The following is a 17,808-nucleotide window of genomic DNA, read 5'->3' as shown; positions in this document are numbered from 1 at the left end:
GTTATTTTTTAGCTTGACGTGCACGGATCATCGCTCCTACCTTACCCTTACCCAAGCGGATATAATCCAGCATCGGACGGTTGGAAGGACAAGTGAACTGGCATGAACCGCATTCTATACACGACATAATGTCTTCTTTCTCTACTCTTTCAAAATCTCCGTGGGCCGAAACGGTAGCCAGCAGATACGGCTCCAACCCCATCGGGCAGGCTCCCACGCACTTGGCACAACGGATACAAGGCTGTACCTCGCCGCGCTTGGCTTCCTTCTCGTTCATAATCAGAATACCGGAGCTGCCTTTGGCAGTCGGTACATCCGTATTCACCAGAGCTTTACCCATCATCGGGCCACCGCCGATAATCTTGCCCGTATCTTCGGGCAGGCCGCCGCAAGCTTCAATCAGCTGCTTCATCGGCGTACCGATACGTGCCAGGAAATTGGACGGCTTTGCCAGCGACTTGCCTGTCACGGTAATGACACGCTCAAACAGAGGTTTGTTCTTCTGTACGGCCTGGTAAACGGCAAATGCGGTACCCACATTCTGCACCACAGCTCCCGTGGAGATAGGCAGCGCACCGGCTGCAACCTGGCGACTGATGACAGCATCAATCAACTGCTTTTCACCACCCTGCGGATATTGTACCTTCAAGGGTACCACCTCGATACCTGCATAACTGGAAGCGACTTTCGTCATCAGCTGGATGGCATCGGGCTTATTGTTCTCAATGCCGATGAATGCCTTGTTCACCTTTACCGCCTTCATCAGAATGGATACACCTACCATAATTTCTTCCGCATGTTCCAGCATCAGCTGATGGTCGGCAGTCAGATACGGTTCGCACTCTACGGCGTTGATGATGACACACTCTGCCTTGAATGCAGGAGGAGGGCACAACTTGACCTGCGTAGGAAAGCATGCACCACCCAGACCTACAATACCGGCATCGGCGATTTTCTTCACGATTTCCTCGGAAGTCAGACTGCATTCCTTCACCAACGTTTCGGAACGGTCAATGGATTCTTCCCATTCATCCCCTTCTACGTCAATGAATATAGCAGGCTTGGCGTAACCGCTGGCATCGACAATCGTGTCAATCTTAGCGACTTTCCCGCTGACAGACGAATGAATGGCTGCTGATACAAAACCGCCGGGCTCGGCAATCTTTGTACCCACTTTCACAACATCACCTTTGGCAACGATAGGCTTGGCAGGAGCACCGATGTGCTGTCCCAGCAAGATAGCGGCCTTGGCCGGAATCTCTGCCTTGATGATAGGCTGATGTGCTGAAAGTTTATTTTCGTGTGGATGGACTCCACCAATTGAAAATGTCTTCAACATACAATTCTGTATTTTTAGTCGTTTATTTACTTTATTAATTCATACCTCAACTTGGGAAGTCTAAACCTCTGCTTTGGGAGTCTCAACCTCAGCTTTAGGAGCTGCAACCTTTACTTGGGGAGCTGCATCATCAGCCTTCGGTTTGCGCGGCGGGAAGTTGAGGGCAATGATTGTGTTTTGCGGACAAGCTTCCTCGCACTTGCGACAGGATTTACACTTATTGGGGTCAACGTAAGCCAGATTGTTTTCCAGCGTGATAGCCTCGAACGGACAAACCTTCACACACTTGCCGCAACCGATACATGCCACGGTACAAGCCTTGCGTGCTACGGCCCCCTTGTCCTTGTTTACACACTGTACGTAAACACGACGTGATTTCTTGCCTTGAGGACGGATTTCAATAATAGATTTCGGACAAGCCTTGGCACAAGCTCCACAAGCCGTACACTTTTCCTCATCCACTTCGGGAAGTCCGGTCTCCGGATTCATGTGGATAGCATCGAACTGGCAGGCAGCCACACAGTCGCCGCATCCCAGACAGCCATAACTACAACCCGTTTCACCACCATAGAGAGAAGCCGCAATGGCACAACTCTTGGCGCCATCGTATTGGTTCACACGAGGACGGTTGGCACAAGTTCCATTACATCTCACCACCGCAACCATAGGTTCGGCAGCAGCGGCATCCAAGCCCAGAATCTCGGCAATCTTTGTCATGACGGGCTGTCCACCCACCGGACAAAGTTTACCATCCAGCGAACCTGCCTTTACGCAAGCATCTGCAAATCCGCTACAACCGGGGTAACCACATCCACCGCAATTTGCCTGGGGAAGCACCTCTGCTACCTGGGCAATCCGCGGATCTTCATACACGGCGAATTTCTTGGAAGCCACGTAAAGAATAGCGGCCGATACCAGCGCTATAACTCCCAATGAAATCACTGCAATCAGAATTACATTCATAAATTAGTTGTTTATTAATTATTTGTTTTATTATTAGTTAGTTCATCGGTCGTACGGAGAATGAGAACTTCTTACCCATCCGCGACTTGTTCAGCCACAATATATAATAATAAGGTACAAGAAGTGCCAGCGCACAAAGCGCGGAACGCAGCTCGTCATTCCAGATAGCCATAAAGACAAATAGTGAGATTATCAGAATAAGGAAAGGAAATATAAAGGCAAACAGAACTGCCATCACTCCCATTGAAAGTTCGCCCGTCACCCATACACGGTCGCCGGGCTGGTAGGATGCGGCATTGGCATCGGCCACATCGACAAGTTTCTCTTTCGTATCCGCAGAGGTACAATGTCCCTTGACACTACACGAAGCGCACGCTGAAGTCTGGATGATTCTCACTTGGAGATGAGAACCGTTTATGTTTTCCACAATACCTTGATGTTTTATAGTATTCGTCATTTTGCAAAGTGTGCATTACAAATCTCGGCAAATTTACGCATTATTTGTGAACTGCAAACCTTTCCTATGTATTTTCTGTGTTCGTAAACATGCTTTTTCTATGTTTTTATGTTTTTTCACCTGCCACAGACTACAAAAAGACAAAAAACAGACGGTCTGTCGAGGAAAAACAGACCGTCTGACTAACCAAAACAGATAATCTGTTCACTCCGAACAGACCATTTGTTTATTTACCATTTATAATTGATACCGAAACTGAGCAATTCTTTTACCTGAAAATAGCTGTCCCCTTCCGTCGGCTTGGCACTGTCGTCATAGCGGGCGTGCACATAAAGCTTGGTGGAAAGATAGCGGTTCAGCACAAAGTTCACCGTGTTTTCCCATTCGATACGTGTCCACTCATAACTGGTCTGGAAGTCTAGGCGGGAATCCAGCGTAATGGAAGGAATGATGGTCCACGAAAGTGTAGGCTGTATCTGCGAACCGAAGTTATGCTTCACGCACTTGCCCTCCTCAAGACCGAAACTCACTTCATTCACCCCCTTATTCCCTACATAACGCAGCATGTACGTCAGCGGAGCTATGAAAACGGACAAGCTGAATTTCTGCTTTTTCAACTTGTAGTCCATACCGATACTGCTCGACCAATCTGCCGGAGCAAAGAAAGCGGAAACCAGCTCTTCACTGTTGGCCTTGTAGCCATTGCAGAACTGGGTCTTAAACTCAGTCGTGATGGTATAATACCACTTGGATGCAGCCTGAATACCCAGTTTACTGTACAGCCGGAGTTGGTCGGTACTTACCAGATAGTTATGAAACTCGTCGGAAGGTGCCGAGCTGAAGCCTAGCTTGGCATCGAGCAGATTTTCCCACTGCACCTTCTCACGGTCATTATAGTTGGCAAACAATTGCAGGTTGGCAAGCACGGCGTTAGTGCTCTCGCCTCCCTTGTACCAGTTGTCGGAGATATAGTTCTGTGTAATCTGCAACGAACCGTTTCCACCGGTCACCCACCAGTTGGGCTTGTGGATAATTACGTCGGCTTCCTCCTTCACTCCCACCATATTCTCTTGTGCAAACAGTTTCACGACGGACGGTTTGGAAGAAACTTCCTTCTCTATATTATCCTTGAATATCTTCCCTTTCATCACCTCCTTCTCGGTCATTACAACCAGATTGGGACAATCTACATACGTGTTCAGCAGCGTACGGTCCACCAGCTTGTTGGCGCGGTCCTTCGAGGTGAAAGTCAGTGTGTCGAACGGCAGCATCTCGCGCGTCATGGCAGGCACCGTATCGGGCATCTGGAAATGCCAGTCCACCTTGGAAAGGCGTCTCATGGGAGCATAATAATAGGTAAGGGGGAGGAACAACCTATAGTAGTTCGGATCGGAAGGTATATAACGTTCCGGGGTCGTGGGGTCATTCAGATAATCCAGCACTCCGAAATACCTTTCATATAATATGGAAACAGTATCCAGCTTGTACCCCGTACCTTCCGGTTTCAATTTCAGAATCATGTATTCTTTCATTATATCCGGCAAGGTGTCGGCTTTGGCAGTTGTTTCCTGTCCACTGTTCTTCGAGGCGGTATCCAGCGTATTCTGTGCCATCACCGACGAAGAGATCATCGTAGCAATTAACCAAAATGCAATGTGTCTATTCTTCATAATGCCCTTAAGTCTATGTTTCGAGCGCAAATTTAGCTTAAAATGTTTAGAAAACATAGAAAAGCCATGAAGAAAAAGGCTAGAGAGAGTTTCTTCGATGAAATCGTATTTTTTAATAATTGTTTCACAGAAACTTTCTCTACTTCCTCTTTTTTTTATAATTTTGCGCTTTTTAAGTTCCACGTGTATTGACGGGAGCAGTATGCACCCTGAACGACAAGCCGTATAGGCTCTTGGAATTAGATTAAACAATTAATAAAATAATATAGTTGTGGGAGAAACAAAGTATATTTTCGTCACCGGTGGTGTTGCCTCTTCACTAGGTAAAGGTATCATCTCATCCTCCATCGGTAAATTGCTGCAAGCAAGAGGTTACAAGGTAACCATCCAGAAGTTTGACCCGTATATCAACATCGACCCGGGTACACTGAACCCTTATGAACACGGCGAATGCTACGTAACCGTGGATGGCCATGAAGCCGATCTCGACTTGGGTCATTACGAACGCTTCCTGGGCATCCAGACCACCAAGGCCAACAATATCACGACCGGACGCATCTACAAAAGTGTCATCGACAAAGAGCGCCGGGGTGACTATCTGGGAAAAACAATCCAGGTTATTCCCCATATTACAGACGAAATCAAGCGTAATGTAAAACTGTTGGGAAACAAATACAAATTCGATTTTGTTATTACCGAGATTGGCGGTACAGTGGGCGACATCGAGTCTCTGCCCTATCTGGAAAGCATCCGTCAGCTGAAGTGGGAATTGGGAAAAGACGCCTTGTGCGTGCACCTTACTTATGTCCCCTACCTGGCAGCTGCCGGTGAACTGAAGACCAAGCCCACCCAGCACTCCGTAAAGGAACTGCAAAGTGTGGGAATTCAACCGGATGTACTAGTGCTGCGTACCGAGCACGAACTCAGCAACAACCTGCGCAAGAAGGTGGCCCTCTTCTGCAACGTAGACGAGAATGCCGTAGTGCAGAGCATTGATGCGCCTACCATCTACGAGGTGCCCATCCTGATGCAGTCCCAAGGGCTGGACGCCACCATTCTGAAGAAGATGGGGCTTCCCGTGGGCGACACTCCGGGGCTGGGACCGTGGCGTGCTTTCCTCGAACGCCGTCACAAAGCCGAAGAGACTGCCCCGCTGCACATCGCATTGGTGGGCAAATATGACTTGCAGGATGCCTACAAGTCCATCCGCGAGGCCCTTTCACAAGCAGGAACCTACAACGACCGCAAGGTATCGGTAGACTTCGTGAACAGTGAAAAGCTAACGGACGAGAATGTGGCAGAAGCCCTGAAAGGCATGGCAGGCGTACTTATCGGTCCGGGCTTCGGCGAACGCGGCGTTGCCGGCAAGTTCGTAGCCATCAAATATGCGCGTACACACAACATCCCCACCTTCGGTATCTGTCTGGGTATGCAGTGCATCGCCATTGAATTTGCCCGTAATGTACTGGGTTACGCCGATGCCAACTCACGTGAGATGGATGAAAAGACACCGCACAATGTTATCGACATCATGGAAGAGCAGAAATCCATCACCAATATGGGTGGGACCATGCGTCTGGGTGCCTATGAATGTGTTCTGCAGAAAGACAGCAAGGCATACGAGGCATACGGTACCGAGCATATCCAGGAGCGTCACCGCCACCGCTATGAATTCAACAACAGCTTCAAGGAGGCCTACGAAGCAGCAGGCATGAAGTGTGTGGGTATAAACCCCGAATCGGATCTGGTAGAAATTGTCGAAATACCCGCATTGAAGTGGTTTGTCGGTACCCAGTTCCATCCCGAATACAGCAGTACGGTATTGCATCCGCACCCGCTGTTCGTAGCATTCGTGAAGGCCGCCATCGAAAATGAAAACGAAAAGAAATAATTTGTAATTAGTAATCTGTAATCAACAAAGAATGGATAAAAATACCATCACAGGTCTTGTTCTGATAGCGATATTGTTAGTAGGTTTCAGCTTTCTGAGCCGTCCCAGCCAGGAGCAGTTGGAAGCACAGCAACGTTACTACGACTCCATAGCCCAGGTGCAACAGCGCGAAGCCGACTTGAAAGCCAAGGCGGAAGCAGCCCTGGCCAACGAAAGCGGAGCGGAAACAAGCGTTGACTCCACTGCCCTCTTCTTCGACGCCCGTCAAGGAACCAACTCGCAAGTAACCATCCAGAACAACCTGGCAGAAATAACCGTAGATACAAAAGGCGGACGCATAGCTTCGGCCACGCTGAAGGAATACATGGGACAAGACAAAACGACTCCCGTCACACTGTTCAGCGGCAACGACGCTTCCATGAATTTCCTCTTTTACAACAAGAAAGAGACTATCCAGACGGAAGACTATTATTTCACCGCAGTAAACCGTACGGACAGTACCGTCACCATGCGTTTGTCGGCAGACAGCAACAGCTATATCGACTTTACATATCGCATGCACAATGACACATACCTGATAGACTTTACTATCCAGGCTGTCAATATGGAAGGCAAGCTGGCGGCTACCAACAATTATGTGGACATCGAGTGGTCTCAGCGTGCCCGTCAAATAGAGAAGGGTTACACCTACGAGAACCGTCTGGCTGAACTGACTTACAAAATCACCGGAGAGGGTACCGATTATCTGTCTGCCAACAAGAACGATGAAAAGGAAGTTCCAGAACGCCTGGACTGGATTGCTTTCAAGAACCAGTTCTTCTCTTCAGTATTTTTGGCAGATGCCGACTTTGAAAAGACCAAGCTGAGTTCCAAGATGGAGACTCAAGGCAGCGGCTACATCAAGGACTATTCTGCAGAGATGAGCACGAAGTTCGATCCTACCGGCAAGGAACCTACCCAGCTGTTCTTCTACTTCGGCCCCAATCACTACAAGACTCTGACCGCACTCGACAAGGGGCGTGACGAGAAGTGGGAGCTGAACCGTCTGGTCTATCTGGGCTGGCCGCTCATCCGCTGGATAAACAAATGGTTCACCATCAACATCTTCGACTGGTTGTCCAGTTGGGGTTTGAGCATGGGTATCGTACTGTTGTTCATGACGCTGATTGTAAAGGCAGTGGTATTCCCGGCTACATGGAAGACCTACATGTCTTCTGCCAAGATGCGCGTACTGAAACCGAAAATCGACGAGATAAACAAGAAGTACCCCAAGCAGGAAGATGCCATGAAGAAGCAGCAGGAAGTGATGGGCCTCTACAGCCAGTACGGAGTCAGCCCGATGGGCGGATGTCTGCCGATGCTGATACAGTTCCCTATCCTGATGGCCTTGTTCATGTTCGTGCCGAGTGCCATTGAACTCCGCCAACAGAGCTTCTTGTGGGCAGATGACCTTTCCACTTATGATGCATTCATCAACTTCCCGTTCCATATCCCGTTCCTGGGCAGCCACCTCAGCTTGTTCTGCCTGCTGATGACGGTTACCAACATATTGAACACGAAGTACATGATGCAGCAGCAGGATACGGGTGCCAATCCGCAGATGGCTGCCATGAAGTGGATGTCATACCTGATGCCTATCATGTTCCTCTTCATATTGAACGATTATCCTTCGGGATTGAACTATTACTACTTCATCTCTACGTTAATCAGTGTGGTAACAACGCTCATCATGCGCAAGACAACCAATGAGGAAGCCCTTCTTGCCCAGTTGGAAGCCAACAAGAAAGACCCGAAGAAGATGAAGAAAACCGGTTTCGCCGCCCGTCTGGAAGCCATGCAGAAACAGCAGGAACAGATGATGAAAGAGAGACAGAACAAAAAGTAGTAAGACTACCGTTCAAGATATTCTTTTGCAGAAAGCCGGACAATGACATTTGCCCGGCTTTCTTATCCTTACGCCAATGAAAAAACTCACAGACTCTAAATTATGCAGACTAAATACACCTACAAACAGATCTGGCTTATAGCCTACCCCATCCTAATCAGCCTCCTTATGGAGCAACTGATAGGTATGACGGACACTGCCTTCCTCGGGCGTGTGGGCGAAGTCGAACTGGGAGCATCTGCCATCGCCGGTGTCTTCTACATGGTCATCTTCATGGTTGCCTTCGGTTTCAGCATCGGGGCACAGATACTCATTGCCCGGCGTAACGGCGAACAGCAGTATAAGGAAATCGGTGACTTGTTCTATCAGGGCATCTATTTCCAAGTCGGAATGGCGGCAGTCATGTTCCTGCTATCCTATTGTTTCTCACCGATTATCCTGAAACGCATCGTCGCTTCGGAACATATCTACGAAGCAGCCACCAGCTACCTGCATTGGCGTGTATTCGGTGCCTTCTTCTCGTTCAGCGCAGTCATGTTCCGTGCCTTTTTCTTGGGAACCACCCAAACCAAGACACTGACACTGAACTCCATCGTCATGGTGTTGAGCAATGTCGTATTCAACTATATCCTGATTTTCGGTAAATTCGGTTTCCCGGCGCTCGGCATTGCCGGAGCCGCCATCGGCTCCTCACTGGCCGAGCTGGTTTCGCTGTTATTCTTCATCCTCTATACCCGCAGCCGCATCGACTGCCGCAAGTACGAGCTGGACCGTATTCCTAAGTTCCGGCTGGACGTATTGAAACGGATGCTGAACGTCTCTTTCTGGACCATGATACAGAATTTCTTCTCCCTCTCCACCTGGTTCCTTTTCTTCCTTTATGTGGAGCATCTGGGAGAGCGCTCGCTGGCAGTGACCAACATTGTCCGCAACGTGTCCGGCATACTGTTCATGGTACTCATGGCATTTGCCTCTACCTGCGGGTCACTGGTCAGCAATCTCATCGGTGCAGGCCACTCCGATTGCGTGGCAGGCACCATCCGGCAGCACGTACGCATAGCCTACGTCTTCGTACTTCCGCTGGCATTGCTTTTCGCGGTGTTCCCCAAGCTGATTCTGGGAATTTATACCGACATACCCGACCTGCAGGACGCTGCCGTACATTCGCTCTGGGTGATGTGCTCCACCTATCTGTTCCTGGTTCCTGCCAATGTCTATTTCCAGGCAGTTTCCGGAACCGGCAACACGCGTACGGCATGGGGGTTGGAGATGGCTACGCTGGTCATCTACACAGCCTATATCACCTACATTATTCTGATTCTGCAACTCGACGTGGCCATCTGCTGGACCTCGGAAATGGTTTATTCCAGCTTTATTCTCATTTTCTGCTGGCTATATATCAAACGTGGAAATTGGCAAGGAAGGAAAATTTAGTATCTTTGCATCGAAATAACCGAAACAAAAAACATATATGAAACAAGTAAATCTACTACTTATGTCAGCAGCCATGACATTGGCCTCTTGCGGAGGCACAAAAGATGCCGGACAGCAGCAGGACGCAGCAACGCTCATCCAGCGGTCGGACATCAAGATTGAAGGAAAGCGTATGACACCCGAGGCACTCTGGGCGATGGGACGCATCGGCAGTGTGGCCGTATCCCCCGACGAAAAGCAGATTGCCTACACGGTATCTTATTACAGCGTGCCCCAGAACAAGAGTAACAGCGAAGTCTTCGTCATGAATGCCGACGGTAGTGACAATACCCAGATAACGCATGACGCCTGGCAAGAAGGACAGCCCACGTGGTTTAAGGACGGCAAGAAGCTTGCCTTCCTTTGCAACGAAAGCGGCAGCAGCCAGGTATGGGAAATGAATCCCGACGGCAGCGGACGCAAGCAGCTGACCCAATACGAGGGAGACATCGAAGGGTTCTCTTTCTCGCCCGACGGCAAGAAACTCCTTTTCATTGCCCAGGTAAAGACCGTAAAGAGTACGGCAGACAAACATCCGGACCTTCCTAAAGCCACCGGCATCATCGTTACCGACCTGATGTACAAGCATTGGGACGAATGGGTGACTACTGCTCCCCATCCGTTTGTTGCTGATTTCGACGGCAATGCCATCAGTAATGTCACCGATATTCTTGAGGGAGAGCCATACGAAAGCCCGATGAAGCCCTGGGGCGGTATCGAGCAGCTGGCATGGAGCCCGTCTTCTGATAAAGTGGCCTATACATGCCGTAAGAAAACCGGACTGGCGTATGCCATTTCCACCAACTCCGACATTTATATCTACGACCTTGCCTCCAAGGAAACCAAAAACATCACGGAAGAAAACAAGGGATATGATACGAATCCCCAATACTCTCCCGACGGCAAATACATCGCCTGGCAGAGCATGGAGCGTGACGGCTACGAAGCCGACTTGAACCGCTTGTTTATCATGAACCTCGAGACCGGTGAGAAACGTTTTGTAAGCAAAGCTTTCGAATCGAACGTGGACGCCTTCTTGTGGAACAAAGATTCCCAGAGCATCTACTTCATCGGTGTATGGCATGGCGAGACACAGATTTACAACATCGACCTTGCCGGAAACGACAAGCTTACCCAGCTCACCGACGGCATGTACGACTATGCTTCGCTTGCCCTTTGCGGAGACAAGATTATCGCCAAACGTCATTCCATGAGCATGGGCGACGAAATCTATGCCGTAAACAGTGCACGTAACGGCGACGCTTTTGCAGAAGCAGTGCAACTGACCACAGAAAACAAGCAGATTTACGACCAGCTGGAGATGGGTAAAGTGGAAGCCCGCTGGATGAAGACCACCGACGGCAAGCAGATGCTGACCTGGGTGATTTATCCTCCGCAGTTCGACCCTAACAAGAAGTACCCCACCCTCCTCTTCTGTGAAGGTGGTCCTCAGAGTCCCGTCAGCCAGTTCTGGAGCTACCGTTGGAATTTCCAGATTATGGCGGCAAACGACTATATCATCGTAGCTCCCAACCGTCGTGGTCTTCCGGGCTTCGGTGTAGAGTGGAACGAAGCCATCAGCGGTGATTATGGCGGCCAGTGCATGAAGGACTACTTCACTGCCATTGACGAAATGGCCCAGGAACCTTTCGTTGACAAAGACCGCCTGGGTTGCGTAGGTGCCAGCTTCGGAGGTTTCTCCGTATATTGGCTTGCCGGACACCATGACAAACGCTTCAAGGCATTCATCGCACACGACGGTATCTTCAACATGGAAATGCAATATCTGGAAACGGAAGAGAAATGGTTTGCCAACTGGGATATGGGCGGCGCTTATTGGGAAAAGAACAACGCTACGGCACAACGCACTTTTGCCAACTCCCCGCATCTCTTCGTCGACAAATGGGACACCCCTATCCTCTGCATCCACGGAGAGAAGGACTTCCGCATCCTTGCCAACCAGGCAATGGCCGCCTTCGATGCAGCCGTGATGCGTGGCGTTCCTGCCGAACTGCTTATCTATCCGGACGAAAACCACTGGGTACTGAAACCTCAGAATGGCGTGCTGTGGCAACGTACCTTCTTTGAATGGCTGGACAAATGGCTGAAGCCGGCTAAGTAAAGCCTCTCAAAAACGATAAAAACAAATAGTCCCGGATTCTTTGTCAAGAATCCGGGACTATTTGTTTTTATTGTACACCGCCCGATTCCATTTTTTATGACTATAATTTGGGCAGTTCAAATAAAGTCAATACATTTGCTTTATGCACACTCCGAAGAAGTGTAAACAATATGTCCTAATATAACCCGATAAAAGATGAATGAAAATTGGCCTGAGATTGTGGAAACACTGATACCGTATTTTGAAACAAATTCGGTAGAAGGTGATTACCAGTGGGAAATAGAGAACTGCTTGAAATTTCTTGGATGGAAAAAGACCAATGGAACAATGGTATCCCAGTATACATTACCGATAGGCAATAGCAACTCCATACGCCCGGACATTGTACTTTGGCGAAAGAACGAACATGATACACAATCCCCCGTACTCCCAATTGAAATAAAACGTCCGTCTAATATACAAAATGAGAGGCAAGAAAATCAGTTGATGTCGTATATGCGCCAACTGAAACTTAATGTCGGATTATATATAGGAGAAAAGATACAGCTTTACTACGACATTCCCAACGATGGCGAGAATCCCATCTGTGTATTTACAGCAGAATTTAAGAAAGAAGATGTAAATGGTTCCATCATCTGTGACCTGCTAACTTACGACAAATTCAATCTGGGAAAAATAGAAACATTCTGTAATGAGCAATATAAAAAAATCCAAGCGCGTAATAATCTGCATAGGAGGGTGTCAGAATTCTTATCCGAAGGCAATGGGGTAAAGAATATAATTTCGTTGCTCAAAGACAAGTTTACAGCTGAAGGATTTGAGGAATCCGCCATTAATGAAGAATTTGCCAATCTTACGCTTACAGTACATTACGAAAATAAGAGCATTCTGCCTTCATTACAGCTTAAAACGAGGCAAACATCTAAAAACTCACAAAACGACTATAAAGAAAGTGACTCCAAAGACCATACAAAATTCTCATTGGATGGAATCAACTTCTATGTCAAAAGACGTTTTGTATTGGAAGTAATCAAGCATTATATCAAAGACCATCCCAACATAAACTATGTTGAGCTGGAGAAAGTCTTTCCATCCAATTTACACAGTAAAGCATTGGGTGTAATACGTACTTTGATAGAAGTCCAAGAAAAAATCAAATCTCATCCCGATTTAAAGAAACGTTACTTTCTTAAGCCTGATGAAGTTATTTTATTGGCAGACGGAACAAAAATTGTTGTCAACAACCAGTGGGGAACATTATTTCCAAGATTTCTTGAAGCAGCAAAGAAACTGTACCAAGTAACCAATGATACGGAAAGCAATACTCCAATATCTCGGTTAAAAATTACTTTTGGTAATGGGAAAGTAATTCAAGAAACACAAGCAGCCGAGACTTTCCGGCAATTTGTGATGACAGTAGGTGTGGAACAAGTGCAATCTTTAAATATCAAGGTATGCAAGATTCCTTTGATATCAAACACACTTCATGAGAAATACCAGCGCGCTCAAAAACCATTAGGCAACGGACGGTTTCTTATGACCTGCAGCAATACAAAAACAAAGAAGCGTGATATTGAGCGTATTGCCAAAGCTTTGGGTATTCAGGTGACTGCAGAAATTGTATAATGGAAGACAGTAATTCAAGAGATATGTCTTGAAAAATACTTTTTCATGAAGAGTACGTATATTGCGCTCAACAGTAAGATACACCCTATCAAGAAGATATAGCCATACCGTTGACAATAAATATATCCTACTATTATAAGAGTCTGTATTGTCATATAGGCCAGAGAGACTATGACATGAGGAATCTTCAGTTCATTCGCCATAATCTGATACAGATGCTTGCGATGCGGTAGCCCGATATTCTCATGAAGCATCAGGCGGTGAATGATAGTCAGTACACTATCCACACCATAAACGGATAAAAGGACTATCCAACTGAAATCTTCCGTTTCAATGATGAGCCTGCCTATCAGGAAAAGAAGGATAAAGGCAATGCTCACCGAACCCACATCACCGGCAAAGCATTTGGCACGCTTGCGGAAATTGAAGAAACAGAAGACTAGAACGGAACAGATAACGGTATAGATGAAATCCGCTTCCACAAAAGTAACCACCTCCTTATTGATATAGGCCAACGCAGCAAGAATAACCAGAGAATAACCACCGGTTATGCCGTTAATGCCATCCATAAAGTTGTAGGCATTGATGATGCCCGTACAGACTATCAAGGCTATGACTATCCACCACCAAGACAAGGAGAACAGTCCCCACTGATAAAACATCATAGCCATAGCAGAGAAATGAAAAAGCAGTCTTGTCATCTGTCCGGTGGATTTTATATCGTCCACGAAGCTAATGAACGTCACCAGTGTCAAGGCAAGCAGGAACCAGGGATATTCAAAGCCACTCGTCAGGAAATAGGCCAACGCTCCGAAATAGAAAATAATCCCACCACCGCGTAAAGTCACTTTCGTATGGGAACTCCGCTCATTGGGCTTGTCGATGATATTGTACCTATCAGCCACTCTAAAATAAAAAAGTTCTGCCAAAAACAGCAGAACCAAAACCATTAAATAATACATCATCCGTTTTTGATTATCCAGTAAAACCAGAGCTGAATACATGTAAATCCTAAAGATACAATACCCAGCCCTATCAATAAGACACCTAAATATACATTCATTCTATATTGAAGTTTTCCAACACATTGGTCGGCTTCCATCCCAATTCACGTATCGCCTTTTCATTACTGAAAGTCAAGGATTTCGTAATCTTATCTAACTTCAAGGAATTGATTGGAGCTTTCCTTCCCAAGCAATCACCTGCCAAAGCCATGCATTTAGCCACCCAGTACGGTATTGATAAAGGCAATTTCTTATCCAGTTGCCTGCAAATAGTAGTCTCAAGTTCTCTGAAAGTCGGGTGATGACTGTCACATACATTGTAGATGCCTCCCTTTTCTGCCAACAGAGGAACTAATTTTGCAATATCCTGCACCATCAATACACTCTTTCGTGCCTGACTGCCAGCAATACTGAGGTATTTCCCACTGCGGATACCATAAATCATAGCCCCCAGATTTCCCGGAGGGTTGGGACCGGCAATCAAGGAAGGACGGATTATGCCTAAAATGACATTATGTTCGTAACACCACTTTTGCAGATATTCCTCCGCAAGACGCTTACTCATGGCGTATGGTGTGTCTCCATTCAAAGGATGGTCTTCCGTAATATTCTCGCCATAAGCACAACCGTAAACTGCCACCGTGGAAATAAAAATAAATACTCTCGGTACTCCAACTTTTTCCAATGCAGCACAGAGATTCTTTGTACCCTGTAAATTCACATCAAAAAACATCTGTTTCTCGGCTTCACTTCTGGGCACAGAATGGGCTTTTCCTGCAGCATGGAGTATAATATCATACCGTTCATGTAATTCAGGAATCTCATTGGCTATATTTACAGTATAGTCATTCTGCGATAGCAGTCCTACAGTTGCAACAGTATACATTCTATCCAAAAGGGAACGTATGCCATTACCCAAAAAACCTGAGGCTCCGGTAAATAAAAGCTTCATAAAATGAATAGGTTATCTTAGCTCAACAGTCTATAATACTTTTCCAGTATCCGTTCTTTTGCAAAAACAGTATCCGCCACCGTTTTCGCATTGTTTTGCATTGCGGACAGACATGTCCTATTAGAATAGATATGCTCTATCATACGGGCCAGCATTTTAGGATTATCCGGCTCTACAACCCAGCCCAACGAATATTCTTCAATGCATAAAGCAATCTCCGACTGTCTGTCACCGATAAATAGCATAGGCTTGCCGCTTGCCATTATATTATATGATTTGGAAGGAACCCCCAAACCGTACATCCCATCAGATAAAGTCACAATGCCAATATCACAAGCATTCAAGAAATCATTCTGATTCGCACGATCCTGGAAACCCAACAAGGATACATTCTTATGTGTCCCTTTTTTCATATATGACACTATGTCACCAGCCTTGGCACCATCACCTATGAATAGGAAATGAATGTTATCATTTTTAATGAGTCCTATAGCTTCCAGCAGATTATCTATACCTTGGGCATAGCCCAAATTCCCTGCAAACTGAAATACAAATCTGTCCTGCAACCTCAAGGATGAACAAATCCGGGTACCTGCTTTATCCATAGGAAAGACCACTCCATTCTCAGCCCAAATAGGTATAAAACAGATTTTGGAAGCATCCCCTATTTTTTTTTTCAACACCTCACTCATATCCCTGCCTATCGAAATACAAAGTACAGCTTTAGAATAAGCGGCATCAAATACCCTTTTCAGACTTTTGTAAATGAAGGAGGAAGAAGACAGACGCTTTATGGCCACCAAATTTTCAGGAAATATATCATGTACGAGAATCTTATATGAAACGCCTTTTATCCATGCAACAAGTGGCATCATCAGTATTAGAAAAGCAGGATTGGTTACCACCAGGACCTCATCTCCATTCCTTACCAGCTTTAGTATTTTGCCGAACAGCAACAAACTGGACAACGACAACCTAAGAGTTCTTTTTACGAAGTTGTTCTTATCAATATTGGGTACATATACCCTATGAACCTTTACTCCATTGCGTGATTCCTCATTCAAGCGTGACCGCTTTTCGCCATTATTATATACAGACCCAGTACATAACACATGCACGTCCATAGCTCTAGCTGCCAGATATTCGGCTATTTCAGTCATGTAATATCCCGTAGAAGTTTTTACTGGATAATATATTTCAGAAACAACCCACACTCTTTTAGAAGACATTGCGTTTTCAGAATTTTCTCCAAACCATCTTGTTCACCACCCCCGTATAGCTCTGAATTATCTTCACGACCTTGGCCGATACATTCTCATCCGTATAATTGGGCACCGGCAGACCGTGATCCCCATTCCTATTCATCTCCACGGCAGTATCTACAGCCTGAAGCAAGGATTTGCCATCAATGCCGGCAAGGACAAAGATACCCTTGTCAAGAGCCTCGGGACGCTCCGTACTGGTACGGATGCATACAGCAGGGAAAGGATGCCCCACAGAAGTGAAGAAACTGCTCTCCTCAGGCAGGGTACCGCTGTCACTCACAACGGCATAGGCGTTCATCTGCAGGCAGTTGTAGTCGTGGAAACCGAGAGGTTCATGCTGAATCACACGTCTGTCAAGTGCAAAGCCGCTTGATTCCAGACGTTTCCTGCTACGAGGATGACAACTGTAAAGTATGGGCATGTCATATTTCTCGGCCATAGCGTTAACCGCGCTGAAAAGAGACAGGAAGTTCTTCTCCGTGTCAATGTTCTCTTCCCGATGCGCGGAAAGCAGGATGTATTTACCTTTCTGGAGATGCAATCTCTGATGAATATCGCTGGACTCTATTTCGGATAAATTCTCATGCAGGACTTCCGCCATGGGCGAACCGGTTACGTATGTACGTTCTTTCGCCACGCCCGAAGCGTTCAGGTATCTGCGGGCATGCTCCGAATAGCAGAGGTTCACATCGGAAATGACGTCCACAATACGGCGGTTGGTCTCCTCAGGCAGGCACTCGTCAAAGCAGCGGTTGCCTGCCTCCATATGGAAGATGGGGATATGCAGACGTTTCGCACCTATCACGCTCAGGCAGGAGTTCGTGTCTCCCAACACCAGCACGGCATCAGGTTTCACCTGCACCATCAGCTTGTAGCCGGCGTTGATAATATTCCCCATCGTGGCACCGAGGTCATCGCCGACGGCATCCATATACACATCGGGGTCTTTCAGCTTCAGGTCACGGAAGAAGACACCGTTCAGGTTATAGTCGTAATTCTGGCCGGTGTGGGCCAGAAGACAGTCAAAATAACTGCGGCATTTGTTGATGACAGCCGCCAGGCGGATGATTTCCGGACGGGTGCCCACTATAATCAGAAGTTTCAGTCTGCCGTTCTCCTGAAACCTGACTTGCGAATAATCCAATTTTATATCCATCTGTT

13 protein-coding genes are annotated in these 17,808 nt (G+C 47.0%); 5 read left to right on the top strand and 8 right to left on the bottom strand.

Annotated elements, in window-relative coordinates; translation table 11 throughout:
• Position 1: 1 nt before the first annotated feature.
• The 4 genes from rsxC to JXR92_RS12510 form a co-directional block, all read right to left on the bottom strand.
• Positions 2 to 1,339, bottom strand: coding sequence for an electron transport complex subunit RsxC (rsxC, locus tag JXR92_RS12525; protein ID WP_005829145.1), 1,338 nt, complete (start codon positions 1,337 to 1,339; stop codon positions 2 to 4).
• 60 nt (positions 1,340 to 1,399) lie between these two features.
• On the bottom strand, positions 1,400 to 2,302 hold the full coding sequence (locus tag JXR92_RS12520) for a Fe-S cluster domain-containing protein (RefSeq protein WP_138345905.1): 903 nt from the start codon (positions 2,300 to 2,302) through the stop codon (positions 1,400 to 1,402).
• 37 nt (positions 2,303 to 2,339) lie between these two features.
• The gene (locus tag JXR92_RS12515; protein ID WP_138345903.1) at positions 2,340 to 2,759 is read right to left on the bottom strand and encodes a SoxR reducing system RseC family protein; all 420 of its coding nucleotides are present in this window, start codon (positions 2,757 to 2,759) and stop codon (positions 2,340 to 2,342) included.
• Positions 2,760 to 2,989: 230 nt separating this feature from the next.
• Positions 2,990 to 4,429, bottom strand: a complete 1,440-nt coding sequence (locus JXR92_RS12510) for a DUF3078 domain-containing protein (RefSeq protein ID WP_138345901.1) — start codon at positions 4,427 to 4,429, stop codon at positions 2,990 to 2,992.
• A 271-nt stretch (positions 4,430 to 4,700) separates the two neighbouring features.
• Here JXR92_RS12510 and JXR92_RS12505 point away from each other — a divergent pair, with 271 nt between their 5' ends.
• The 5 genes from JXR92_RS12505 (at position 4,701) to JXR92_RS12485 (ending at position 13,426) form a co-directional block, all read left to right on the top strand.
• Positions 4,701 to 6,320, top strand: coding sequence for a CTP synthase (locus JXR92_RS12505; protein WP_117966405.1), 1,620 nt, complete (start codon positions 4,701 to 4,703; stop codon positions 6,318 to 6,320).
• Positions 6,321 to 6,351: 31 nt separating this feature from the next.
• Positions 6,352 to 8,205 carry a membrane protein insertase YidC gene (gene yidC, locus JXR92_RS12500; protein ID WP_119962206.1) on the top strand — a complete coding sequence of 618 codons (1,854 nt, stop codon included), beginning with the start codon at positions 6,352 to 6,354 and terminating at the stop codon, positions 8,203 to 8,205.
• 102 nt (positions 8,206 to 8,307) lie between these two features.
• Positions 8,308 to 9,639, top strand: coding sequence for an MATE family efflux transporter (locus JXR92_RS12495; RefSeq protein ID WP_138345899.1), 1,332 nt, complete (start codon positions 8,308 to 8,310; stop codon positions 9,637 to 9,639).
• A 37-nt stretch (positions 9,640 to 9,676) separates the two neighbouring features.
• Positions 9,677 to 11,800 carry a dipeptidyl-peptidase Dpp5 gene (gene dpp5, locus JXR92_RS12490; RefSeq protein ID WP_120172628.1) on the top strand — a complete coding sequence of 708 codons (2,124 nt, stop codon included), beginning with the start codon at positions 9,677 to 9,679 and terminating at the stop codon, positions 11,798 to 11,800.
• A 195-nt stretch (positions 11,801 to 11,995) separates the two neighbouring features.
• The gene (locus tag JXR92_RS12485) at positions 11,996 to 13,426 is read left to right on the top strand and encodes a hypothetical protein (protein WP_138345897.1); all 1,431 of its coding nucleotides are present in this window, start codon (positions 11,996 to 11,998) and stop codon (positions 13,424 to 13,426) included.
• A gap of 14 nt (positions 13,427 to 13,440) precedes the next feature.
• Here JXR92_RS12485 and JXR92_RS12480 read toward each other — a convergent pair whose 3' ends face one another.
• The 4 genes from JXR92_RS12480 to wecB form a co-directional block, all read right to left on the bottom strand.
• The gene (locus JXR92_RS12480) at positions 13,441 to 14,388 is read right to left on the bottom strand and encodes an MraY family glycosyltransferase (protein WP_118274946.1); all 948 of its coding nucleotides are present in this window, start codon (positions 14,386 to 14,388) and stop codon (positions 13,441 to 13,443) included.
• Between the two features lie 97 nt (positions 14,389 to 14,485).
• Positions 14,486 to 15,382, bottom strand: a complete 897-nt coding sequence (locus JXR92_RS12475; RefSeq protein WP_009038498.1) for an NAD-dependent epimerase/dehydratase family protein — start codon at positions 15,380 to 15,382, stop codon at positions 14,486 to 14,488.
• A 17-nt stretch (positions 15,383 to 15,399) separates the two neighbouring features.
• Positions 15,400 to 16,611, bottom strand: a complete 1,212-nt coding sequence (locus tag JXR92_RS12470) for a glycosyltransferase family 4 protein (RefSeq protein WP_117652762.1) — start codon at positions 16,609 to 16,611, stop codon at positions 15,400 to 15,402.
• Positions 16,612 to 16,618: 7 nt separating this feature from the next.
• Positions 16,619 to 17,803 carry a non-hydrolyzing UDP-N-acetylglucosamine 2-epimerase gene (wecB, locus tag JXR92_RS12465; protein ID WP_009038500.1) on the bottom strand — a complete coding sequence of 395 codons (1,185 nt, stop codon included), beginning with the start codon at positions 17,801 to 17,803 and terminating at the stop codon, positions 16,619 to 16,621.
• Positions 17,804 to 17,808: the final 5 nt, after the last annotated feature.

Origin of the sequence: Bacteroides parvus (genome assembly GCF_017309675.2) — a bacterium.
Lineage (GTDB): Bacteria > Bacteroidota > Bacteroidia > Bacteroidales > Bacteroidaceae > Bacteroides > Bacteroides uniformis.
The sequence above is the reverse complement of the archived record's forward strand: the minus strand, read 5'-3'. Positions and strand labels throughout refer to the sequence as shown.

Bases quoted from the DNA above. Each gene is read 5' to 3' on its own strand.
- rsxC (WP_005829145.1), bottom strand. From the start codon at position 1,339: ATGTTGAAGACATTTTCAATTGGTGGAGTCCATCCACACGAAAATAAA.
- JXR92_RS12520 (WP_138345905.1), bottom strand. From the start codon at position 2,302: ATGAATGTAATTCTGATTGCAGTGATTTCATTGGGAGTTATAGCGCTG.
- JXR92_RS12515 (WP_138345903.1), bottom strand. From the start codon at position 2,759: ATGACGAATACTATAAAACATCAAGGTATTGTGGAAAACATAAACGGT.
- JXR92_RS12510 (WP_138345901.1), bottom strand. From the start codon at position 4,429: ATGAAGAATAGACACATTGCATTTTGGTTAATTGCTACGATGATCTCT.
- yidC (WP_119962206.1), top strand. From the start codon at position 6,352: ATGGATAAAAATACCATCACAGGTCTTGTTCTGATAGCGATATTGTTA.
- JXR92_RS12495 (WP_138345899.1), top strand. From the start codon at position 8,308: ATGCAGACTAAATACACCTACAAACAGATCTGGCTTATAGCCTACCCC.
- dpp5 (WP_120172628.1), top strand. From the start codon at position 9,677: ATGAAACAAGTAAATCTACTACTTATGTCAGCAGCCATGACATTGGCC.
- JXR92_RS12485 (WP_138345897.1), top strand. From the start codon at position 11,996: ATGAATGAAAATTGGCCTGAGATTGTGGAAACACTGATACCGTATTTT.
- JXR92_RS12480 (WP_118274946.1), bottom strand. From the start codon at position 14,388: ATGTATTATTTAATGGTTTTGGTTCTGCTGTTTTTGGCAGAACTTTTT.
- JXR92_RS12475 (WP_009038498.1), bottom strand. From the start codon at position 15,382: ATGAAGCTTTTATTTACCGGAGCCTCAGGTTTTTTGGGTAATGGCATA.
- JXR92_RS12470 (WP_117652762.1), bottom strand. From the start codon at position 16,611: ATGTCTTCTAAAAGAGTGTGGGTTGTTTCTGAAATATATTATCCAGTA.
- wecB (WP_009038500.1), bottom strand. From the start codon at position 17,803: ATGGATATAAAATTGGATTATTCGCAAGTCAGGTTTCAGGAGAACGGC.